At 67.7% G+C, this 20,707-nt stretch carries 17 protein-coding genes; 6 read left to right on the top strand and 11 right to left on the bottom strand.

Features of this window, described 5'->3' with window-relative positions; genetic code table 11:
- The first annotated feature begins 89 nt into the window (after nucleotides 1-89).
- Nucleotides 90-1,259, top strand: a complete 1,170-nt coding sequence (locus BHK69_RS04965) for an MFS transporter (protein WP_069689139.1) — start codon at nucleotides 90-92, stop codon at nucleotides 1,257-1,259.
- 17 nt (nucleotides 1,260-1,276) lie between these two features.
- Nucleotides 1,277-2,311, top strand: a complete 1,035-nt coding sequence (locus tag BHK69_RS04970; RefSeq protein ID WP_069689140.1) for an aldo/keto reductase — start codon at nucleotides 1,277-1,279, stop codon at nucleotides 2,309-2,311.
- 143 nt (nucleotides 2,312-2,454) lie between these two features.
- On the opposite strand, the gene BHK69_RS04975 is transcribed toward BHK69_RS04970, so the two are convergent.
- Entirely contained in the window at nucleotides 2,455-3,021 is a 567-nt protein-coding gene (locus BHK69_RS04975; RefSeq protein WP_069689141.1) for an ActR/PrrA/RegA family redox response regulator transcription factor, read from the bottom strand.
- 78 nt (nucleotides 3,022-3,099) lie between these two features.
- Nucleotides 3,100-4,452 carry an ActS/PrrB/RegB family redox-sensitive histidine kinase gene (locus BHK69_RS04980; RefSeq protein WP_244548400.1) on the bottom strand — a complete coding sequence of 451 codons (1,353 nt, stop codon included), beginning with the start codon at nucleotides 4,450-4,452 and terminating at the stop codon, nucleotides 3,100-3,102.
- 190 nt (nucleotides 4,453-4,642) lie between these two features.
- On the opposite strand from BHK69_RS04980, the gene BHK69_RS04985 reads away from it, so the two are divergent.
- Nucleotides 4,643-5,944 (top strand): polyhydroxyalkanoate depolymerase, encoded by a 1,302-nt coding sequence (locus tag BHK69_RS04985; RefSeq protein ID WP_083269793.1) that lies wholly within the window; start codon nucleotides 4,643-4,645, stop codon nucleotides 5,942-5,944.
- 21 nt (nucleotides 5,945-5,965) lie between these two features.
- Here the strand turns inward: BHK69_RS04985 and BHK69_RS04990 are convergent, their stop codons facing one another.
- Together BHK69_RS04990 and BHK69_RS04995 are read right to left on the bottom strand one after the other, a co-directional pair.
- Nucleotides 5,966-6,364: a type II toxin-antitoxin system VapC family toxin gene (locus BHK69_RS04990; RefSeq protein WP_069689143.1), complete on the bottom strand. Its 399-nt coding sequence runs from the start codon at nucleotides 6,362-6,364 to the stop codon at nucleotides 5,966-5,968.
- Complete coding sequence (locus BHK69_RS04995; RefSeq protein ID WP_069689144.1) at nucleotides 6,364-6,603, bottom strand: type II toxin-antitoxin system VapB family antitoxin; 240 nt, start codon at nucleotides 6,601-6,603, stop codon at nucleotides 6,364-6,366. Before BHK69_RS04995 ends, BHK69_RS04990 begins: the two co-directional genes overlap by 1 nt.
- 242 nt (nucleotides 6,604-6,845) lie before the next feature.
- Here BHK69_RS04995 and BHK69_RS05000 point away from each other — a divergent pair, with 242 nt between their 5' ends.
- On the top strand, nucleotides 6,846-7,586 hold the full coding sequence (locus BHK69_RS05000; protein ID WP_069689145.1) for a M48 family metallopeptidase: 741 nt from the start codon (nucleotides 6,846-6,848) through the stop codon (nucleotides 7,584-7,586).
- Between the two features lie 9 nt (nucleotides 7,587-7,595).
- Here the strand turns inward: BHK69_RS05000 and BHK69_RS05005 are convergent, their stop codons facing one another.
- Together BHK69_RS05005 and BHK69_RS05010 are read right to left on the bottom strand one after the other, a co-directional pair.
- Nucleotides 7,596-8,105 (bottom strand): GNAT family N-acetyltransferase, encoded by a 510-nt coding sequence (locus BHK69_RS05005; protein WP_069689146.1) that lies wholly within the window; start codon nucleotides 8,103-8,105, stop codon nucleotides 7,596-7,598.
- 2 nt (nucleotides 8,106-8,107) lie between these two features.
- Nucleotides 8,108-8,407: a type II toxin-antitoxin system TacA family antitoxin gene (locus BHK69_RS05010; protein WP_069693383.1), complete on the bottom strand. Its 300-nt coding sequence runs from the start codon at nucleotides 8,405-8,407 to the stop codon at nucleotides 8,108-8,110.
- A gap of 135 nt (nucleotides 8,408-8,542) precedes the next feature.
- On the opposite strand from BHK69_RS05010, the gene BHK69_RS05015 reads away from it, so the two are divergent.
- Nucleotides 8,543-9,739: a multidrug effflux MFS transporter gene (locus BHK69_RS05015; protein WP_069689147.1), complete on the top strand. Its 1,197-nt coding sequence runs from the start codon at nucleotides 8,543-8,545 to the stop codon at nucleotides 9,737-9,739.
- A 207-nt stretch (nucleotides 9,740-9,946) separates the two neighbouring features.
- On the opposite strand, the gene BHK69_RS05020 is transcribed toward BHK69_RS05015, so the two are convergent.
- A complete protein-coding gene (locus BHK69_RS05020) occupies nucleotides 9,947-12,106 on the bottom strand; it encodes a transglycosylase domain-containing protein (protein ID WP_069689148.1) in 2,160 nt (719 codons plus the stop codon).
- A 329-nt stretch (nucleotides 12,107-12,435) separates the two neighbouring features.
- Between BHK69_RS05020 and BHK69_RS05025 the strand changes: the two genes are divergently transcribed.
- Nucleotides 12,436-12,834, top strand: coding sequence for a DoxX family protein (locus BHK69_RS05025; RefSeq protein ID WP_069689149.1), 399 nt, complete (start codon nucleotides 12,436-12,438; stop codon nucleotides 12,832-12,834).
- 87 nt (nucleotides 12,835-12,921) lie between these two features.
- Here BHK69_RS05025 and trxA read toward each other — a convergent pair whose 3' ends face one another.
- The 4 genes from trxA to BHK69_RS05045 form a co-directional block, all read right to left on the bottom strand.
- On the bottom strand, nucleotides 12,922-13,242 hold the full coding sequence (trxA, locus tag BHK69_RS05030; protein ID WP_069689150.1) for a thioredoxin: 321 nt from the start codon (nucleotides 13,240-13,242) through the stop codon (nucleotides 12,922-12,924).
- A gap of 108 nt (nucleotides 13,243-13,350) precedes the next feature.
- Nucleotides 13,351-16,887, bottom strand: a complete 3,537-nt coding sequence (gene addA, locus BHK69_RS05035) for a double-strand break repair helicase AddA (protein WP_069689151.1) — start codon at nucleotides 16,885-16,887, stop codon at nucleotides 13,351-13,353.
- Nucleotides 16,884-19,991: a double-strand break repair protein AddB gene (gene addB, locus BHK69_RS05040; RefSeq protein ID WP_069693384.1), complete on the bottom strand. Its 3,108-nt coding sequence runs from the start codon at nucleotides 19,989-19,991 to the stop codon at nucleotides 16,884-16,886. The genes addA and addB overlap by 4 nt, the downstream gene beginning before the upstream one ends.
- Nucleotides 19,984-20,691 carry a nucleotidyltransferase family protein gene (locus tag BHK69_RS05045; RefSeq protein ID WP_069689152.1) on the bottom strand — a complete coding sequence of 236 codons (708 nt, stop codon included), beginning with the start codon at nucleotides 20,689-20,691 and terminating at the stop codon, nucleotides 19,984-19,986. Before BHK69_RS05045 ends, addB begins: the two co-directional genes overlap by 8 nt.
- Nucleotides 20,692-20,707 lie beyond the last annotated feature (16 nt).

The raw sequence follows: 20,707 nt of genomic DNA on the forward strand, positions 1-20,707 counted from the left end.
CTCACAAATCAATGTCCTGACGGCAATCTAATTCATAGGCGTGCGAACGGCCATATCCCTGCCTCCTGACCATTCCTGGGAAAGCCGTCATGCCCGTCGCACTCTATGCCCTCACTGTTGGCGCCTTCGGTATCGGCGTCACCGAATTCGTCATCATGGGCCTGCTGCTGCAGGTCTCGGGTGATCTCGGCATTTCGATCCCGGCAGCCGGTCTGCTGATGACCGGCTATGCGCTCGGTGTCTTCGTCGGCGCGCCGATCCTGACCGTCGCGACCCGCGGGCTGCCGCGCAAGACGACCCTGCTCGTCCTGATGGCGATCTTCACTCTCGGCAATCTCGCCTGTGCACTTAGCCCCAGCTTCGGCTGGCTGATGGCCGCGCGCATCGTCACGGCGCTGGCGCATGGCACTTTCTTCGGTGTCGGCTCGGTCGTCGCGACCGGGCTTGTCGCGCCGGAGCGCAAGGCCTCGGCCATCGCCGTGATGTTCACGGGGTTGACGCTGGCGACGCTGCTCGGCGTGCCCTTCGGCTCCTGGCTCGGCCTGGCCTATGGCTGGCGCGCGACCTTCTGGGCGGTGACCGCGATCGGCATCCTGGCTTTCGTCATCCTGGCGCTTTTCGTGCCCAAGGCTCGCGAGACGGCGCCGCTGGCGCCGCTCTCGGAGGAGTTTGCGGTGCTGGCCCGGCCGCAGGTCCAGCTCGGCCTGCTGATCACTGTGCTCGGCTTCGGCGGCGTCTTTGCGGTCTTCACCTATATCCAGCCGCTGCTGGTCGAGCTCGCGGGCTATAGCCAGGAGGCGGTCTCGCCGATCCTGCTGGTTTTCGGGGCCGGCCTCGTCGTCGGCAATCTGCTCGGCGGCCGCTGGGCCGACCGCAGCCTCCAGCCCGCCCTGATCGGCACGCTGCTGTTGCTGACGCTGGTGATGGTCGCAGCCGGCTTCGCCCTCCACAGCAAGATCGGCGCTGTCGTTGCGGCCTTTGCGCTGGGAGCGGCCGCCTTCGCCACGGTCGCGCCGCTGCAGATGCGGGTGCTGCAGCAGGCCGGCGGCGTAGGCCAGGGGCTGGCGTCGAGCCTCAATATCGCCGCCTTCAACCTCGGCAATGCCTTCGGCGCCTGGCTCGGCGGCTTCGTCATCAGCCATGGCCCGGGCCTCGCCGGCATCGCGCCGATCGCCGCGTTGGTGCCGCTGGCGGCGCTTGGCCTCGCCGCCTGGAGCCTCGCCATCGAGCGGCGCAGCGCCCGCGTCGCGACCATCTGAATCACAGGAGAAATCTCATGGATTATCGACAGCTCGGCGCATCCGGCCTGAAAGTCCCCGCCCTCAGCTTCGGCTGCGGCACCTTTGGCGGCGAGGGGCCGCTCTTCAGCGCCTGGGGCGACACCGACGTCGCGCAGGCCAGGCGCCTCGTCGACATCTGCCTGGAGGCGGGCGTCACGCTCTTCGACACGGCCGATGTCTATTCCAGCGGCGCGTCGGAGACGATCCTGGGCGAGGCGCTGGAGGGCCGGCGCAATCAGGCGCTGATCTCGACCAAGCTCGGCCTGCCATTGGGCGATGGCCCCTTGCAGGCCGGCACCTCGCGTCTGCGCCTGGTCGCGGGCGTCGAGGCGGCGCTGAAGCGCCTGCGCACCGACCGTATCGACCTGTTGCAGCTCCATGCTTTCGACGCGGCCACGCCGGTCGAGGAGGTCTTGAGCGCGCTCGACGCGCTCATGCGGGCCGGCAAGCTGCTCTATGTCGGCGCCTCCAACTTCTCCGGCTGGCAATTGATGAAGTCGCTCGCCGCCGCCGACCGCCATGGCTGGCCGCGCTATGTCGCCCACCAGGTCTATTACTCGCTGGTCGGGCGCGACTATGAATGGGAATTGATGCCGCTCGGGCTCGATCAGAAGGTCGGCGCGATGGTCTGGAGCCCGCTCGGCTGGGGTCGCCTGACCGGCAAGCTCCGCCGTGGCCAACCGCTTCCCGCCGGCAGCCGCCTGCATGAAAGCGCCGATTTCGGCCCGCCGGTCGACGATGAGCGGCTCTACGCCATCGTCGATGTGCTGGATGCGCTCGCCGAGGAGACCGGCAAGACCGTGCCGCAGATCGCGCTGAACTGGCTGCTGCGCCGCCCGAGCGTCTCCAGCGTCATCATCGGCGCGCGTAACGAGGAGCAACTGCGCCAGAATCTCGGCGCCGTCGGCTGGAGTTTGACGCGCGAGCAGGTCGCGCGGCTCGATGCGGCGAGCGCGGTGACGCCGGCCTACCCGCATTATCCCTATTGGCGCGAAGGCGGATTCAAGCAGATCAACCCGCCGCCGGTGTGAGGCTGCGCGGCATTTTGCTGGCCGGCCACGATCGAGAACGAAACGCCGTCATTCCGGGTCTCCACGGAGTTTATCCTTGGGCCGATCGAAGATCGGCCCCGGGGGCTCCGCCCGGAATGACGTGAAGGCGATAGCTTTGAAAGCTATCGCGGCGCGCGCTTCGCCAGGATGCGCTGCAAGGTGCGTCGGTGCATGCCGAGACGGCGCGCCGTCTCAGAGACATTGCGGCTGCACAATTCATAGACGCGCTGAATATGCTCCCAACGCACCCGGTCGGCCGACATCGGGTTTTCCGGCGGCATCGGGCGGGCATTGCGCGAGGCGGCCAAGGCCGAATGGATCTCGTCGGCATCGGCGGGCTTGGCGAGGAAGTCGAAGGCGCCGAGCTTCACGGCGCTGACGGCGGTCGCGATATTGCCATAGCCGGTCAGCACGATGCCGCGTGCGTCGGGCCTGCGTTCCTTCAACCGCGCGATCACATCGAGTCCGTTGCCGTCGGCGAGGCGCAGATCGATCACGGCGAAGGCCGGGGCGGCTTCTTCGACGGCGGCAAGCCCGGCCGAGACGCTTTCGGCGGTCCGCACCAGATAGCCGCGTCCCTCCATGGCGCGCGCCAGCCGGGTCAGGAACGGCTTGTCGTCGTCGACCAGCAGCAGGGACATATCCGCCACGGTTTCGGTCGGGGCGGCTTCGCTCGGCACATCTTGCATCGGAACTCTCCTTCCGCCGGGCCTGTCCCGACGGAATTGTAGCGCGGTTGCCGCCGCTGCGCATCCGGCAGGGGGCGGTCACCCAGCTCTATGTAGGGCCGAAGCGCCCGAGTTTGTAGCCCCTTGCGGGCGCAGGCCGGCCTCGAACACAGCTCTGGGCCAACTGATCCTGATCGAGGCGCCGCTCGCGGGCGCAGGCAGATTCGAGAACTCGATCGCGGCCCCCCCGCGCTCGAGCAGCGTCTTGGCGATGAAGAGGCCCAGGCCCAGCCCGCCGCCGGCGCGGTTCTCGCCCGCCCCATGGGTGAGGTAAGGTTCGCCTGCGCGCATCAGCACGTCCGCTGGAAAGCCCGGCCCGTCATCGGCGATGATCAGCGTGACCTGGTTGTCGTCCCAGCGCGCCGTGATGGTCACGGCCGCCCGGGCGAAATCGACCGCATTGTCGACGATGTTGCCGAGGCCATAGATCATGCCGGGGTTGCGGCGGCAGATGGGTTCGGGCTTCTCGCCCTGCATCGCGATCTCGAAGGGCATGCCGAAGGGGCGTTGCGGCCCGGCCGCCTCCTCGATCAGCAGGCGAAGCGACAGCTCGTCCAGAGGACCGCCATCATCGTCCTGCAGCGAGGTGAGCTTGCCGAGGATGCCGCGGCAGCGCTCGACCTGCTCGCGCAGCAGCGCGATGTCCTCGGCCATTTCGCCTTCCGCCGGCGCCAGGCGCGAAAGCTCGCGTGCCACCAGCGCGATCGTGGCGAGCGGCGTGCCGAGCTCATGGGCGGCGGCGGCGGCGAGCCCGTCGAGCTGCGAGAGATGCTGCTCGCGCGCTAGCACGAGCTCGGTGGCGGTGAGCGCGTCGGAGAGGTCGCGCGCCTCCTTGGCGACGCGCCAGGCATAGATGCCGGTAAACCCCAGGCCCAGCACGAGCGCGATCCAGTTTCCGGCCTGGTAATAGGGTGGCAGCACCGGGCGGCCCTCGCCGGCCCAGGGCAGCGGCAGATGCGCGAAGCTGAGCCCTGTCGCCAGCGCCACGCCGAGCATGCCGAGCAGCAAGGTGCGCTGCGGCGGTAACGCCGTCGCCGAGATCATCACCGGCGCGAGGAACAGGATCGAGAAGGGGTTCTGCAGCCCGCCGGTGAGGTAGAGCAGCGCGGCGAGCTGGATGATGTCGAAGGCCAGCAACGCGGTCGCAGCGCCCGCCGTCAGGCGGTGGCTGAGCGGGAAGCGGATGCGCAGCGCGATATTGAGCCAGGCCGAGACGGCGATGACGGCGAAGCACCAGCCGAAGGGCAAGACGAAGCCGAGCCCGAAATGCACGCCCGCCACGGCCAGGCTCTGGCCCGAGATCGCGAGCCAGCGCAGCCTGACCAGCGTGTCGAGACGCAAATGCCGGCTCGACCGGGCGAGCGCCGACTCCAGGAAATCGGGGGGCGTCACGGCCTTGTTCCGGACGCGGGCCAGTGCGGCATCGTCAGCAATATCCTGTGGCAGATCGGCATCGCAGCGAAATCTTAGTCTTTAGCCGGGTTGTATGAGAACAAATACCACTTACGGTGCGTTCCCTGTTGCGGCGCATCATGAATCGTCGCCGCGACCGAAAGACCGATTTCGCATGTACGGGGCCGCCATGTCGTTTGCCTACCATGCCTTCGAAGCCGTGCACATGATGGTGAGCCCCGCGCGCGGCCTCTCCGACGCGATGCAGCTCGCTTTCAAGAACCCGGCCAATCCGCTGAGCTACACGCCGTTTGGGCGCACAATCGCCGCCTCCTGCGAATTGTTCGAGCGCAGCACGCGTCGCTATGGCAAGCCGGCCTTTGGCCTGGCCGAGACCACGATCAACGGCGTCAAGGTCGCGGTCGAGGAGCGCATCGTCTGGGACAAGCCGTTCTGCCAGCTGATCCATTTCGATCGCAAGATCGAGGGCCGCCGCAAGCCGCAGCCCAAGGTGCTGCTGGTCGCGCCGATGTCGGGCCACTACGCCACGCTGCTGCGCGGCACGGTCGAGGCCTTCCTGCCCGGCCATGAGGTCTACATCACCGATTGGGTCGATGCTCGCCATGTGCCGCTCTCGGCCGGGCGCTTCGATCTCGATGATTATATCGACTACGTCATCGCCATGTTGCAGATGCTCGGCGACGACACGCACGTCATGGCCGTCTGCCAGCCTTCCGTGCCGGTGCTCGCCGCAATCGCCCGCATGGAAGCGGAGAACGATCCGTGCGCTCCGCGTTCGATGACGCTGATGGGCGGGCCGATCGATACGCGCCGCTCGCCGACCGAGGTCAACAAGCTCGCGATGGATCGCGGCATCGACTGGTTCCGCAACAACTGCATCACCACCGTACCCTTTCCGAACCAGGGCTTCTTCCGCGCCGTCTATCCCGGCTTCCTGCAGCTCTCGGGCTTCATGGCGATGAATCTCGATCGGCACGTCACTGCCCATTACGACATGTTCAAGCATCTGGTTCGGGGCGATGGCGATTCCGCTGAGAAGCATCGTGACTTCTACGATGAGTACATGGCGGTGATGGACCTGACCGCCGAGTTCTATCTTCAGACCGTCGAGACCGTCTTCGTCGAGCATGCCTTGCCCAAGGGCACGATGATGCATCGCGACAAGCCGGTCGATCTCAAGGCCATCCGCCGCGTCGCGCTGATGACGGTCGAGGGTGAGAAGGACGACATCTCCGGCGTCGGCCAGACCCAGGCCGCCCATGATCTCTGCGCCAATATCCCGGCCGACAAGCGCGTCCATTACCTTCAGAAGGGCGTCGGCCATTACGGCGTCTTCAACGGCTCGCGCTTCCGTTCCGAGATCGCCCCGCGCATCTCGGACTTCATGGTCAGCCTCGACATGGACGCGGCCAAGATTCGGCGCGATGCGAGCGCGGCCGAGGCCCGCAAGGCGCTGAAGATCGCGAGCTGATCTTTTGGCGGAAACGGTCTCTCAGGCCACCTGAATGTCGGTCTGGGAGAAGTCGTTGCCCTTGAACAGCAGGGGAACGCGATAGGCTTGGGCGCAGGCATAGGACATGCAGTCGGCAAGATTGAGCTGGGCCGGATGGCCGCGGCCCTTGCCGAACGCCGCGAAGGCGGCCGCAGCCTTTTTGGCGATGCTGCCATTGATCGGGACGATTGAAATTCGGGCCTCCTCCAAAACCTGCTGGATGCGGATTTCCGCCTCGATCGGATCGACTCTGAGCAAGCTCGACAGCCGCATCGCCGCTTCAAGAATGACAAGCCCCGAGGTGTAGCGATGGGGCGCGGCCGAGAGCTTTAGGGCGAAGCCATCCGCCTCCGGCTCGTCGGCCAGGATCGCGACGATGACCGACGTATCGACGAACATCAATGGCCCCACATCGCGTCGATTTCGTCCTTCGTCATGGCGCGGCCACCCGGCTCGCCCTTGGCCGCGAGTTCGGCCGCGATCCGTTTCAGCCGAGTGGCCAGCGGCTCTTTCTCAGTCTCGCGGCGCAATTCGCCCTCGAGCGCTTGAATCACGGCTTCGGTCATCGTCACTTTGCGCTTGCGAGCGAGCTGCTGGGCGAGTTCGCGGGCGCGATCGTCGCGGATTTGCAGGGTCATGCGGGTGTCTTCCAAAATCTGTATGGACAGTCATATCAATACGCCATGGCATTGTCATCCATACAAATTGGGTGGGCTCATGTCGCGACGCCTGCGTCCGCTTCGCGCCGCACAGGCGCCGCGCCGAAAGCCTCAATCTCTCGTCAAGAAGCCGGGCGGCGTGACCCTGTTCACCGACCGTCCGCCCTTAGAGTGTTTTCGCCTCTTCCGCAAAGCTTGCGAATCCGGCACCATTGCGCGCGATGCGGCTCTCTCTGTTCAAGCGGCAGCCCGATCCCGACAAGGTCGAGGTTCCCCATGCCGGCACGACCTATCCGGTCGTGGTCAAGCGGCGGGCGAGCGCGCGCCGCATGACCTTGCGTGTCTCGCAGGCGACAGGCGAGATCACGCTGACCTTGCCCGAACGCGCCGATTTCGCGACGGGGCGGCTTTTCGCCGAGAAGCATGGCGGCTGGATCGCGGCGCGTCTCGCCAAGCGGCCGCTATCGGTTCCTTTCGAGCCCGGTCAGAGCATCCCCTATCGCGGCGTGCCGCACCGCATCGTGCATTGGTCGAAGGTACGCGGCGTCACCCACGCCACGACCGACAAGGACGGCACGGCGATCATCGCGGTGGCGGGGGAGGCGGTGCATGTGCCTCGCCGCGTCAAGGATTTCCTGCGCCGCGCCGCGCTCGATGATCTCGAGCGCGCCGTCAGAACGCACACGGCCACGCTCGGCATCCCGGCGCGCAAGATCACCATCCGCGACACCACCAGCCGCTGGGGCTCGTGCTCGTCCAAGGGCCATCTGAACTTCTCCTGGCGCCTGATCCTGGCGCCGCCGCTGGTGCTCGACTATCTCGCCGCCCATGAGGTCGCCCATCTCAAGGAGATGAACCATTCGCACCGCTTCTGGGCCCTGACCCACAAGCTCTGCCCGCGCACGGAAGAGGCGGAGATCTGGCTCAAGCGCCATGGCGCGGGGCTGCACGGCTTTGGCTGAGGCTCGCCGTCATGCGCGCGCGCCTGATCTCACGGACACAGCGATATCCTGCAACGACCTAGCCAGCATCATCGGGTCGCTGTTCGAGGGCACAAAGCCGCGTCGAAGCCAGAAGCTCCGAGCCTCATCGTCGATGGCTCGAACCAGAAGAGCCCGGCCGCCGATCAGTCCGGCAACCTGAACACAGCGCCCGAATGCATGCTTGAGCAGTCCTGTTCCGATGCCTTGACCACTCCAGCGACGGTCGGTCGCCAATTGGCCCAACAGCAGGCATGGAACCGGGTCCGGCGGTTGACCGGTCCGCAGTGAGCGCGACAATGCGGTCGGTGTAATGGCCGTGGGAGCCAGGCCGTAATAGCCGATCACGCGCCGCTCGGATTGAATCACCATGACTGCGGTGAAGCCCTTGTGATGGTTCGACAAGGCACGCTGCCTCAGCCATTGGTCGAGCGCCGGCTTGCCGCAGTCGAATGTCGACAGATCGTGCTGCTCTGAAAGAGGCTCCGGAGCGGAAACCAATGTCAGCGACTTTCGCCGGATTCATCATGTTCCCATGGCGCACGCCGTCGAAACAGCTCGGCAATCGCAGGTACGACCTCGGGGGGACGGTCCAACATCGCGACGAACTCGGCAAACCCCTCCGCACTCATCCGGATCGGGCGATCCTCCATGATCGCCTCTTCCGCCGCGCGAACCGCCGCGTCGCGTACGAACTGCGTTCGCGACCGCCCGCGCAGTTTGGCCGCCCGGTCGATGATCGAGATATCGGCTTCGGGCAGCCGCATCGAAAGCGGATGATCCTTGCGGGCGGCGCGGGGCATCGGCGAAATCCTGTTCAAGGCGCGACAGATGTAGCGCATTTCGCATTACGTTTCCAGCTATGTTCGTGCCGAACCGCTTGATCCCGCCAGCGTCGCGCTCCACAACAGCGATCCTCCACGAGCATCTCGGCTGCCATGAAACTCCGTCCCGATACGCTGGCGATGACCGCCGTCCTCGCCATGCTGACGGCGCTTGGGCCGCTCTCGACCGATTTCTACCTGCCGTCGCTGCCCGAGATCGTGCGGGTGATGGAGACGGATGTCGCGGGCGCGCAGGCGACCTTATCCTCCTTCCTCTTCGGCTATGCCGGCGGTCAGATCATCTGGGGTCCGCTTTCCGACCGGCTCGGTCGCAAGCCCATCCTGCTCGCGGGGCTGGCCCTGTTCCTGCTGGCGACGCTCGCCTGTGCGCTCGCGCCTTCGATCGGAGCGTTGACGGCGGCACGTGCCGTCCAGGCCTTCGGCGCCTCCGGCCCGATCGTGCTCGGCCGCGCCATGGTGCGCGATCTCTATGAGGGGCCGCGCGCCGGCCGCGAAATGGCGCGCATGGGCATGATCATGGGGCTGGTGCCGGCCATCGCGCCGGTCTTCGGCGGCGTCCTGCAGGACGCCTTCGGCTGGCGCTCGACCTTCGTCGCCTCGCTCGTCTTCGCGCTCGGCCTCGCCGCGACGATCATCCTCGTCATGCCTGAGACGCTCAGGGCGCGCACGCCCGGCGCGCTCTCCATCCCCGCGATCTTCCGCGGCTTCGGCGTGCTGCTGCAGAACCGCGCCTTTCGCGTCTATGTCGGCTTGACCGCGCTGGCCTATGCCGGGCTCTTCGCCTTCATTTCGGGCTCGTCCTTCGTGCTGATCGGCGTCTACGGCCTGTCGCCGGTGCAGTACGGCCTGTCCTTCGGCTTCGGCGTCCTCGGCTTCATCGGTGGCACCATCATCGCCCAGCGCCTCGTCGGCTCGCGCGGGCTGGACGGCGTCATCGCGATCGGCGTGGCCTGTCTCGCCGGTGGTGGCGTGGTGATGCTGATCTGTGTCGCGGCCGGTATCGGCGGGCCGTTCGGCGTGGTCGTGCCGATGGCGCTCTATGCCTGCGGCGTCGGGCTGACCATGCCGCAATCGCAAGCCTCGGCGATGATGCCGTTCCCCGACAGGGCCGGCGCCGCCTCGTCCTTCAACGGGCTCTGCCAGATGCTGCTTTCGGCCTGCGTCGGGCTTCTCGTCGGCCATGCCCTGCAAGGCACGGCGCTGCCGCTGCCGCTGGTGATGTCGGCGCTGGGTGTCGCCGCGCTGGTCCTGTTCAAGGCGAGCACGGCGATCCGCGCCAGCAAGGGCTGAGGGGCCGCCGCTTTTGCTCGGACCCACGCCGTCATTCCGGGGTGCTGCGCAGCAGCGAGCCCGGAACCCATAACCCCAGGTTCAGCAGAACAAGGCACGGCGACAGAAGCGCCTTAACCCTTTGACATCAGCGGTTCTGGGTTCCGGGCTCAGGCCTGCGGCCTGCCCCGGAATGACGGGGAGGTTCCAGCGAACAACCGAGCCGGCTTAGCCGCCGAACAGCTTCTGCAGCAGGTTCTTCTCCTGCGGCGCCGGCGGCACCCAGCTGCGTTCGCTGTCGGCCGTCTGCGTATTGGCCGGCGGGCGGGCGGCCGCGACCGGCGCGCCATTGTCGAAGATCGATTTCGGCCCGCTGCGCCAGAGCCCGCCCGGCAGCGGCGCAGGCTGCAGTCCGGCATGGGCGGCCTTCATGTACTTGCCCCAGATCTCGGCCGGCAGCCCGCCGCCGGCGACCCGCTTCATCTGGCTGTTGTCGTCATTGCCGAGCCAGACGGCGGTGACGAGGCGGGCGGTGAAGCCGACGAACCAGGCGTCGCGGAAATCCTGCGTCGTGCCCGATTTGCCGCCGACCTCCCAGCCGGGAATGTTGGCCTTGGTGCCGCTGCCGCTGATCATGACCTCATGGAACATGGTGTTCATCATCGAGAGCGTCTGCGGCTGCACCACGGCGCCGAAACCTGAGCCCTTGCGGGCATAGATCACCTTGCCGGCGGCCGATTTCACCTCGCGGATGACATAGGGCAGCACCGATTGCCCGCCATTGGCGAAGGTGGCATAGGCCGTCGTCAACTCCACCGGCGTGACCTCGGAGGTGCCCAGCGCCAGCGAAAAATTGGGCTGCAGGCTGGACGAGATGCCGAGACGCTGCGCGGTGCGGACCACCTCCTTCGGCGTCACCTCCTGGATGAGCCGGGCGGCGATGGTGTTGAGCGAATGGGCGAAGGCGGTCTGCAGCGTCACCGGGCCGCGATAGCTCCGGGAATAATTCTCCGGCTCCCAGCCCTTGATCGAGACCGGCGAATCGTCGCGGATCGTGTCCGGCGTCAGGCCTTGCTCCAGCGCGGTCAGATAGACGAAGGGCTTGAAGGACGAGCCCGGCTGGCGCTTGGCGGCGGTGGCGCGGTTGAACTGGCTCTTGGTGTAGTCGCGCCCGCCGATCAGCGCCCGTAGCGCCCCGTCCGGCGCCATCGAGACGACCGCGCCCTGGCTGACGCTGAGCTTGCCGCCTTGCGCCGCCAGCGCCTCCACCAGCGTCGTCTCGGCCGAGGCCTGCAGCTTGGTGTCGATCGTCGTCAGCACGGTGACGTCGCCCTCGACTGCGCCGATGAAGTCGTCGAGCACGTCCATGACATAGTCGGCGGCATAATTGACCGAGCCTGCGCCGCTGCGTTCGGCGGCTTCGGCCGGGGCGACCAGCGCGGTCTTGGCCGCGGCCTGCGAGATCAGGCCCTGATCGGCCATCGCCGCGATCACGAGCTGGGCCCGCTTCTCGGCGGCGTCCGGGTTGCGGTTGGGCGCGAGCCGCGAGGGCGCCTGCACGAGGCCAGCCAGCATCGCGGCCTCCGCGATCGTCACCGAGCGCGCCGATTTGTTGAAATAGCGCTGCGCCGCCGCCTCGACGCCATAGGCGCCCGAGCCGAAATAGACCCGGTTGAGGTAGAGTTCGAGAATCTGGTTCTTGGAGTAGGTCCGCTCCAGCCACAGCGCCAGGATCGCCTCCTGGATCTTGCGCGCGGCGGTGCGTTCCTGGGTCAGGAACAGGTTCTTGGCGAGCTGCTGCGTCAGCGTCGAGCCGCCCTGCACGCCGCCGCTGCGGCGCAGGTTATTGACCATGGCGCGGGCCAGGCCGATGGGATCGATGCCAAAATGCTCGTAGAAGCGCCGGTCCTCGATCGCCACGAAGGCCTTGGGCAGATAGGGCGGCACCTCGCCGATCGTGATGGTGCGCCCGCCGGTCTCGCCGCGATTGGCGAGCAATGTGCCGTCGGCGGCGAGGATCGCGATATTGGGCGGTCGCTTCGGCACGGTGAGCTGGTTGATCGGCGGCAATTGCGCGGCGTGATAGGCGATCAGCCCGCCCAGCCCGATGGCGCACCAGAGGCCGAGCACCATGGTCCAGTAGAACAGGCCGCCGAGCAGCGAGCGGCCTTTGCGCTTGCGCCGCCGGCCGCCACCGCCATTGCCGCCACCGCTGCGCTTGTCGCGTCGCGGAGCTTCGCGCCGCTCGTCATAACGGGCGGGCGCGCGGTTGCCGCGCCCAGGGCGATCGTCGTCGGACAGACGCATGTCGAAATCGTCGCGGCTTTCGTCGCGGCCGCGTTCGAATGACGGCTCGCGCCGTTCGCCCCGTCTCGTCCTGTCGTTCATTCCGCCCCGTTCAAGCCTGTCGGCACATTCTCAAAAAGGTAAAGCTGCCCTCGCGTCAAACAGGAGTGAAACATGGCGCTTTTAAGGGGTGGTTAAGCCTGGGGCAGAGGGGCGCGCGTCGCAGCGTCACGTGAACGTGAAGATGTTGCAATCATGCAAGCCTGTATCGCTGCGCGGAGAATATTGCGTCACCTGCGACAATCTGCCTATCAAGCGCAAATTAAGCCTTCGGGTGGTGATGCCTCGATCGATTCTCCGAGTGTCGACGACAATTCCGGATCGACGAAGATTCAATGTCGAAATCGCAAGCTGTACAGAAAGAGAGATACATGCAGGCCCTCAACTCCCTCCAGCGCTATTCGCCCCAGATGCTCGGATTGCTGCGCATCGTCACGGCGCTGATCTTCATCGCCCATGGCACGCAGAAGCTCTTCGGCTTCCCCGTGGCGCCGGCCAGCGGCCTTCCGGCCGCCTTCACGCTGTTCTGGTTCGGCGCGATTCTCGAGGCTTTTGGCGGCCTGCTGCTGCTGGTCGGCTTCCTGACCCGCCCCGTCGCCTTCATCCTCGCGGGCGAGATGGCCTATGCCTACTGGATGTTCCACGCGCCCCGGAGCCTCTACCCGATCGCGAATGGCGGCGACGCCGCGATCCTCTACTGCTTCATCTTCCTCTATCTCGTTGTCGCCGGCGCCGGCGCCTGGAGCGTCGATAACCGCAGCAAGGCCTGATCGAGCCCGCCTCGACCACGCAGAAGACGAAAAAGCCCGCCTTCCCCAGGGAAGGCGGGCTCCTTTTTGTCGGATCGAGCGTAGCCTTCAGACGGAGCCGGCGATCCAGCGCGACAGGTCGCTCTTGGGGGCGGCGCCGACCTTCTGCGAGGCCAGCTTGCCGTCCTTGAACAGCATCAGGGTCGGAATCGAGCGGATGCCGAACTGGGCGGGGATCGCCTGGTTCTCATCGACGTTCATCTTCACGATCTTGACCTTGCCGTTCATCTCGCCGGCGATTTCCTCAAGCGCCGGGCCGATCATGCGGCAGGGACCGCACCATTCCGCCCAGAAATCCACCACGACCGGCTCGGAGGACTTCAGGACATCCGCCTCGAAGCTCGCATCGGTCACTTTGGTCGTCGCCATGGCTTGGTCGCCTTTCACAATCTGTTTGGCAGCAGCGCTGCATTCGCCGTGAAGCTATGAATGCGCAAGGCCCGGGTCAAGGCACGGTCGCAGGCCCTTGAAGCAAGGCTAACCTGCCATTTTCGCCAGGTCTTCCATTTTCGCCAAGTCTGCCATTTGCGCCAAGTCTGCCATTTGCGCCAAGTCTGCCATTTGCGCCAAGACGGCGTCGAGATCATGCCCGTCCGGCTCGAGCGTCGTCAGCGTCGCGGTGTAGATCGCCAGCGCCCGCACGCGGCGGCCGGGATAGATCGCCCCGACAAGCGCGCGATAGACTGCAAGCTGCGCCAGGGTCGTGGGCGGGATCGCGGCCGCATTCGCGGGGGGCCGCGCCGTGGTCTTGAAATCGGCGATCAGGACTTCATCCTGCGTCACCGCGAGCCGGTCTATCTGGCCCGACACCAATCGCCGGGAACCATCCACCAGCGAGATCGCGCCGGTGACCGGCACTTCGGCGAGCGAGCCTTCAGCGAACAGCGCGGCCAGCGCGGGTTCGCGCAGCAAGGCAAGCGCCGCCGTGACGATCCGCGCGCGCCGCTCTGTCGGCAAGCCGCCGCCGCGCGTCGCCGCCAGCGCCTGCGCTGCCGCCTCGCGCCGTGCGGCTTCGACTTCGGGCAGGATCTGCAGCAGCAGATGCGCCAACCGGCCGGCGCTCGCGGCCTGGGCAAGGAAGGGTCCGTCGCCCGGCCGTTCGGTGCCGTCGGCGGCGGAGAGCGCGCTCGACGGCTTCAATGGCGGCGCGGGCTCGTGCTCGCTCGGCGCCGGGCGGCCGAACCAGGCGGGGATCTCGATCGCGCCAGGCGCGTCCAGCGCTTTGGCGGGCTCGGCAGCGCGCGGCGCCGAAACGCGGAAACGCTGGATCACGCCCTGGCCGTCGGGCGCGGCTATGTCCTGCAGGCCCTGTTCGGAGCCGGCGAGCCCGGCTGCGACCATCGCATACCAGCTGCCCTCGGGGGCTTCACCCTTGGGCTGCGCGCCGCAGACGATCAGGCGGTCCTCTGCCCGCGTCAGCGCGACGTAAAGCAGGCGGTGGTGCTCCTCGACCATCTGCTGCACGACCAGCGCCTTGGCGGCTCGCGTCGCCTCCGCATCCTCCGCGCCGGCCGGCGGCCAGAGCGGTACAGGCGCCCCACGCGGCGGGTCGACGGCGAGGATCTTGGGCAAACGCTTGGCGCCGGGTTCGGGCGCGAGATCGGCCAGGATGACGATCTTCGCCTCCAGCCCCTTGGCGCCGTGCACGGTCATGACGCGGACCTCGCCGGCGCTGGCGGAGAGGTCGCGCTTCACATCGGCCGCCGTGCCGGAAATATGCTGCAGGAAACCGGCGAGCGAAGGACCATGGCGGCGCTCATGGTCGAGCGCCGCATTGAGGAAGGCGTCGAGCGCGTCGCCGGCCTCGGCGCCCAGATGCGCCAAGGCCAGATTGCGCCCGCCGCGGGGGCCGAGCAGCCCGGCGAAGAAGTGGAACGGCCCGGAGCGTCCGGCCTCTTCCGCCAGAGCGACCAGCTTGTGCTCGACCGCCGCATAGCGCGGCTCGTTCGCGCCGGCCTCTCGCAGCGCCTCGCGCAGCGAACCGGCACGCTCGGGCGCCAGGCGCAGCAGATCGTCGTCGTCGAGCCCGATCAACGGCGTCTTCAATGCGGTCGCGAGCGTGAGGTCGTCATCGGGCAGCAGCAGCGTCCGCCCGAGCACGATCAGATCCTCGACCGCCGGGTGGTCGGCGAGCGTCAGGCGGTCGCGGCCGGTGACGGGCACGCCTTCATCCTTCAACGCCTTGACGATCGTCTCGAACAGCGCCCCGCGCTGGCGCAGCAGGATCATCACGTCGCCGGGCGCGAAGGGGTGGCCGAGATCGTCCTGCCCGGCCCGGCTCCAGCGGCCGAGCACGCCGGCGATGCGGGAAGCCAGCTTGACGATGCCGCTGCGCCGCTCGGCCGCGTCGACCGGGGTCGTCCAGGCGTCGGGCGGCTCGCCCTGGTCATTGGCGCAGAGCGGCCAGAGATCGACGCAGCCGGGGTCGTTGCGGCGCACCGTGTCATGCGTCTCGGGTCGCAGAGCGCCGTCGAAGACCAGGCCGCGCGCATGGTCGGGTGCGGCGAAGACCGCATCGACGGCTTGCATGATGTCGCTGGTTGAACGGAAGGAGGTGTTGAGGCTGACCGGCTCGAAACGCTGCCCGGCCTCCTCGATGCGTCGGCCGAGCCGCTGGCGCTCATCGCCAAAAGCCTTCGGCATCGCGCCCTGGAAGCCGTAGATCGACTGCTTCTCGTCGCCGACGACGAAGACGGTACGTGGCTTGAGCGCGTCCTCGCCTGCGCCGAGGCCGGTGCTGAACTCCTCGGCGAGCTTGCCCAGGATCGCCCATTGCGCCTCGCTGGTGTCCTGCGCCTCGTCGAGCAGGATGTGGTCGATGCCGGCGTCGAGCTTGTAGAGTACCCAGGTCGCCTCGACACGGGAGAGCAGCGAGCGTGTCTTGGCGATCAGGTCGTCATAGTCGAGCAGTGAGCGCTCGTTCTTCAAACGCTGATAGGAGGCGAGCATCCGCGTCACCAGCAGCGCCAAGGCATGGCTGCGGTCGCGAATGGCAATGGCGTTGAGCTGGTCGCTCGCCGCGAGCACACCGGCTGCGAGGCTTTCCAGCACCGAGAGCAGATCCGGCTCGAATTCGGATTTGCCCTTGCCGCGGATATTGGCGTTGATGCTGCCGGCCTCGGTGATGAAGCCGCGCCGGCACTGGGCGACCGGGTCGCTGTCGCCTTGTCCGGCGAGCAGCACGCGCAGGTTCGCGGCGAAAAGCTGCCGCGTCGCGCTGCCTGCTTCCAGCCCAGCGATCAGGCGCGGCAGCCCGCCCAGCCCGGCGAGCGTCCGGCGGAAGGAGGCCTGCACCTCCTCAGTGGTCAGATCGGGGGCGATGCGCAGGAAGGCCGCCATGCCGTTGCGCATCTGGCCGGCGTCTCGTGCCCGGCCTTGCGCATCGCTGAACAAGGCGCGCTGGCGCAGCGCCTCCTGCATCATCGCATCGAATGTGTCCTGCGCCGCCTGCCGGGCGAGCAGGCCGAGCGCCTTGGCCTCGGCGCCTTCCGGATCGGCTGCGACCAGCGTCAGCAAGGCGCGCCGCGCATCGCGCAGCATCTCGGCCTGGGCCAGATCATCCGCGACCTCGAAGCGCGGCGGCACATTCGCCTCGAAGGGGGCCGATTGCAGCACCCGCGTGCAGAAGGCGTGAATGGTCTCGATCTTCAGGCCGCCCGGCGTCTCCAGCGCCTGCGCGAAGAGCCGCCGGGCCGTTGCGCGCTGGTCTGGGGACGAGGTTTTCCCGGTCAGCGCCGTGAGCAGCTCCGCCAAGTGGGCATCGGGCATGGTCGCCCATTCCGAGAGCGCCTTGAAGATGCGGTTCGCCATATTGGCGGCGGCCGCCTTGGTATAAGTGATGCAGAGCATGCGGCCGGGCTCGACGCCGTCGAGCAGCAATCGCAGCACGCGGTTGACCAGCACATAGGTCTTGCCCGAGCCGGCATTGGCCGAGACCCAGGCGCTGAGGCGCGGGTTGGCGGCGAGCGCCTGCCTTTGCTGCGTCAGCGGCGGAATCTGGGGTGCCGACCTCATGCCTCGCCCCCCTCATCCTCGCTGGAGGCGGCCGACCATTCCTTGACGCGGGCGAGCTGGTCGTAGGGGCTGGCATATTTGATGTAGTCGGGCGCGCGCCGCGAGACGAAGGCTTCGCGCCCGCTGCGCAGCGCGTCGAGATGCTGCAGCAGGCGCTCGAGATGGCGCGCGGCGACATCGGCCAAAGGCTCGCCGTCGAAATCGAGCGGCCTATCCTTGGCCCAGGCCTTCGGATCATGATGCAGCTTGAGATAGAGCAGCGCCTCGACCGGCGTCGGACCGATCAGGTCGCGGAAGCCGGCGCGGGCCGCGAGCTCCGCTTCCAGCGTCAATTGCGGCGCGAAACCCTTCTCGACCTGCGCCTTGCTCGGCGGCGCGCCGGTCTTGAAGTCGATGATCCTGAGCTTCGGCTCATGCGTCACCTCGATGCGATCGGCCCGGCCGCTCAAGCGCAGTTCGGCACCGTCAGCGAGGGTGAAGGCGAAGCCCGTGCCGCGCTCCACGGCGACGCGCGCCAAGGTCCCGCGCCGCCTCTCCTCCCAGGCGATGAAATGGTCCGCCGTGAGCAGGAAGCGCGGCCACCAGAAGGCGCGCACCTCCGGGGTATCAGCAAAATCCTCGAACAGCCGGTCTGCGATGGCGATCAGGCGGCCGAGCGCATCGGCCGGCAATTGCTCGGGATAGGTCTGCGCGAAGGTCGCGACGATGTCGTGCAGCAGGCTGCCGCGATCGGCGGCTGTGGGATCCTCGATCAAGGGGTCGAGCGCGTCGAGCTTCAGGATCTTGCGGGCATGGATCTGATAGGGGTCGCGATAGAGCGTCTCGACATCGGTGACGCTGAGCGACAGCGGCTGGAGATGCCGCGCCGGCTTCGGCGCGGGCCGTCCCGTCGACCGCACTGGCGAGGGCGCGCTGAGCTGGTCCGCCAGCGCAATCAATCGATTGCCGGCCGCGCTCGCCCGGCTCCAGGCCGGCGGTGGCGTCACCGCTTTCAGCCGCAGCCAGAAGCGCGAGGCGATGGTCTCGGATTCGCCGGCCTTGCGCGCCCGCGTCAGCGTCACCTGCCTTGCCATCAGCGCCTGAACGAAATCATGCGCGGTCTGGCCGATCCTCCGCTCCGGCTGCGACAGCTTGAGCTCGGTCCGCATCGGCCGGTTGATGAAGGAATCCGTCTTCGTCTCCGGCGGCCAGACCAGCTCGTTCAGCCCGCCGAGCACGATATGGTCGGCTTCGAGCAGGCGGGCTTCGAGCAGGCCCCAGATTTTGACGCGCGGATGGCCGCCGCCCGACCGCCTGACCACGCGCTCCGCCAGCAGCCCGTCGAGGATCGCGATGAAGTCCTGTGCCCGCCCGCCTGCGGGCATGTCGGCTTCGGCACCAGTGAGATCGTCGAAGAGCCCGGCCAGCGCCTCGCCATCCGCACCCGCGAAGGCGAGCGTGTTTCCGTCCGGATCGCGGGCAAAAGCTTCGATCGCGGATTTTGCCGCGGCAGTGGTGGCGGCGAGCGAGGCGTCCGGCGCTCGCAATGTGTCGATCAGCGGGCCGAGCGCCACACAGAGTGCGTCGAGGAGCTGAGTGGCAGCGGCCTGATCCTCGGGCTTGAGCCGCCGGCGCGGGCCTGGCGCGTGCGATTCCAGCTTGAGCCCCTCCAGGCCGGCCAGGGCGATGCGCAGACCGTCCAGCCCCTTGGCCACCGAGACGCCGCGCCAGCTGCCGATCTCCAGCGCGGCCGCCCCGCGCGCAACAGCCTCGGGCGTCAGCCCCAGCCGGCAGAGCGGATGCGCCAGCAGGGCGACCAGGCTCGCCGGGCTCGCCTGCGTCAAAGCGGCCTCCAGGATCAATCGCAGCAGCGCGCCAGCCGGCCAGCGCGCCAGCGGCAGGCCGGCGGAATCGTCGATCTCGATGCCCCAGCGCCGCAGCTCGACGCCGACACGCTCGGCCAGCCCGCGATCGGGCGTGATCAAAGCCGCCTGCCGACCCGGCTCCTCGAGCGTCTCGCGCAGGGCGATCGCGACAGCCAGCGCCTCCTCGCGCTCGGCCGAGGCCTCGACGATGCGCAGATCGCGAAAACCGGCTTCGGAGCTCGCAACGCTGATGCGGTCGGCCAGATCGGCCCAGGCCTCGGTCACCGAGGCCGGCAGCAGGGCCTCGCGCAGCAGGATCTCCCGGCTCGCACGGCAGGCGTCGGGCTCGGCCAATGAGCGGACATCAGCGCGGGTGGCTTCGAGAATCTGCATGAGATGATGCAGCGCTGCCTGCGGATGCGACGGTGCAGGCTCGGTCTCGATCGCGCTCCAGGCTCTTTCCGGCAAGGCGAGATCGAGGCCCGGCAGCACGACCGCGCCATTGGGCAGGCGCGCGATGGCCGCGAGCAGTCGCGCCGTCGCCGGGATCGTGCCGGTCGAGCCTGCGGCGATGATCGGCCCCGTCGCGCCGCCGGCGAGCAGTCGCTCCCGTTCGGCCGCGAGCATGGCGTTGCGGAAGGCGGCCGGGTCGCAGGCGTTGCGCTCGGCAAGGATCGCCGGCCAGGCCTCGCCCAGGATCGCCAGGAAGCTGGCGTTGAGCTGCCAGATCTTGTCGAAGCGTGTCGCATCCAGCGTCCGCAGCCGCTCGACCGGGACGCCCTCGGTCTGCAATTGGTCGAGCAGCGCGGCGAGGTCGCCGGCAAGCCCGTAAGCCTCGGCGAGGGTGGCCGGGACAAGCGATGGCTCAGCCGGATCGAGCTTGAGATGGCTGCGATTGGCTGATTTGCCCCAGGCGTCGACCAGCCGCGTCAAGAGCATGCGCCTGACCAGCGGGTCGATCGGCGCGACGCGCTCATCCGTCCAGGCGCCGGCGCCGATCAGGGCGGTCTCGGCCTCATCGACATCGCCGAGCGGCACGATCCGCGGCAGCAGCAGCGGCTGGCCGCCGAGCTTGTCCGAAAGGCTGGCGGCGAAGGCCCGCGCGGCCCGGCGTGTCGGCAGATAGAGCGTCGCGCGCGCCATTGCGGCGGGGTCGTCGGGGTCGTGGATCCTGCCGAAGCGGCCATCCAGCATCGCCTGCGCCAGCACCTCCAGAAAGGGTGCACCGGCGGGAATGCTGAAGAGGTTGAGTTCAGGCATCGAGCGCCTGCGCCGCCGCAAGGGCGGCTTCGGCGGGCGCGATCTCATGCGGTGCGCCGATATGCAGCCATTGCCCTTCGAGCACATGGCCGAAGAGCCGGCCCGTGGCGATGGCGCGGTCGAACAGCAGGTTGAGCGAAAACGACCCGTCCGGCGTCTCGGCGAAGAAAGCAGGCGTCAACACGGAGACGCCCGCGAAGATATAGGGGGCGCTCGCAGCCTGGCTGCGCCGGGTCAGACGCCCGGCATCGTCGCTGAAGAAATCTCCGGCTCCTGTGAAGCCCACGCTGGTCTCGCGCTGGGCCAGGAGAAGCAGCATGTCCATGCGCGCCGGATCCCAGGCCTGCGCCATCGCCGCGAGATTGGAGATGCCGGTCTCGCTCCAGAGCGTATCCGAATTGACGCTGAAGAACGGCCCGTCGCCGAGCAGCGGCAGCGCCTTCTTGGTGCCGCCTCCCGTTTCCAGCAGCGCGGCCCGCTCATCGGAGATCACGATCCGGGGGCTCGTTCTCCCGGCGACATGCGTCTCGATCTGCCCGGCGAGGTGGTGGACATTGACGACCACCTCCTCGACCCCGGCCTCGGCCAGCCGGTCGAGCGCATGATCGAGCATTGCTTTGCCGCCGATCCTGACCAGCGGCTTGGGCAGCGTATCCGTGATCGGCCGCATGCGCTGGCCCAGCCCGGCCGCCAGAACCATGGCCCGGCGGATTGGT

The organism is Bosea vaviloviae (assembly GCF_001741865.1).
Taxonomy (GTDB): domain Bacteria; phylum Pseudomonadota; class Alphaproteobacteria; order Rhizobiales; family Beijerinckiaceae; genus Allobosea; species Allobosea vaviloviae.

What these genes read in the sequence shown, in the direction of transcription:
- BHK69_RS04965 (WP_069689139.1), top strand. Translation starts at nt 90, where the DNA reads ATGCCCGTCGCACTCTATGCCCTCACTGTTGGCGCCTTCGGTATCGGC.
- BHK69_RS04970 (WP_069689140.1), top strand. Translation starts at nt 1,277, where the DNA reads ATGGATTATCGACAGCTCGGCGCATCCGGCCTGAAAGTCCCCGCCCTC.
- BHK69_RS04975 (WP_069689141.1), bottom strand. Translation starts at nt 3,021, where the DNA reads ATGCAAGATGTGCCGAGCGAAGCCGCCCCGACCGAAACCGTGGCGGAT.
- BHK69_RS04985 (WP_083269793.1), top strand. Translation starts at nt 4,643, where the DNA reads ATGTCGTTTGCCTACCATGCCTTCGAAGCCGTGCACATGATGGTGAGC.
- BHK69_RS04990 (WP_069689143.1), bottom strand. Translation starts at nt 6,364, where the DNA reads ATGTTCGTCGATACGTCGGTCATCGTCGCGATCCTGGCCGACGAGCCG.
- BHK69_RS04995 (WP_069689144.1), bottom strand. Translation starts at nt 6,603, where the DNA reads ATGACCCTGCAAATCCGCGACGATCGCGCCCGCGAACTCGCCCAGCAG.
- BHK69_RS05000 (WP_069689145.1), top strand. Translation starts at nt 6,846, where the DNA reads ATGCGGCTCTCTCTGTTCAAGCGGCAGCCCGATCCCGACAAGGTCGAG.
- BHK69_RS05010 (WP_069693383.1), bottom strand. Translation starts at nt 8,407, where the DNA reads ATGCCCCGCGCCGCCCGCAAGGATCATCCGCTTTCGATGCGGCTGCCC.
- BHK69_RS05015 (WP_069689147.1), top strand. Translation starts at nt 8,543, where the DNA reads ATGAAACTCCGTCCCGATACGCTGGCGATGACCGCCGTCCTCGCCATG.
- BHK69_RS05020 (WP_069689148.1), bottom strand. Translation starts at nt 12,106, where the DNA reads ATGAACGACAGGACGAGACGGGGCGAACGGCGCGAGCCGTCATTCGAA.
- BHK69_RS05025 (WP_069689149.1), top strand. Translation starts at nt 12,436, where the DNA reads ATGCAGGCCCTCAACTCCCTCCAGCGCTATTCGCCCCAGATGCTCGGA.
- trxA (WP_069689150.1), bottom strand. Translation starts at nt 13,242, where the DNA reads ATGGCGACGACCAAAGTGACCGATGCGAGCTTCGAGGCGGATGTCCTG.
- addA (WP_069689151.1), bottom strand. Translation starts at nt 16,887, where the DNA reads ATGAGGTCGGCACCCCAGATTCCGCCGCTGACGCAGCAAAGGCAGGCG.
- addB (WP_069693384.1), bottom strand. Translation starts at nt 19,991, where the DNA reads ATGCCTGAACTCAACCTCTTCAGCATTCCCGCCGGTGCACCCTTTCTG.
- BHK69_RS05045 (WP_069689152.1), bottom strand. Translation starts at nt 20,691, where the DNA reads ATGGTTCTGGCGGCCGGGCTGGGCCAGCGCATGCGGCCGATCACGGAT.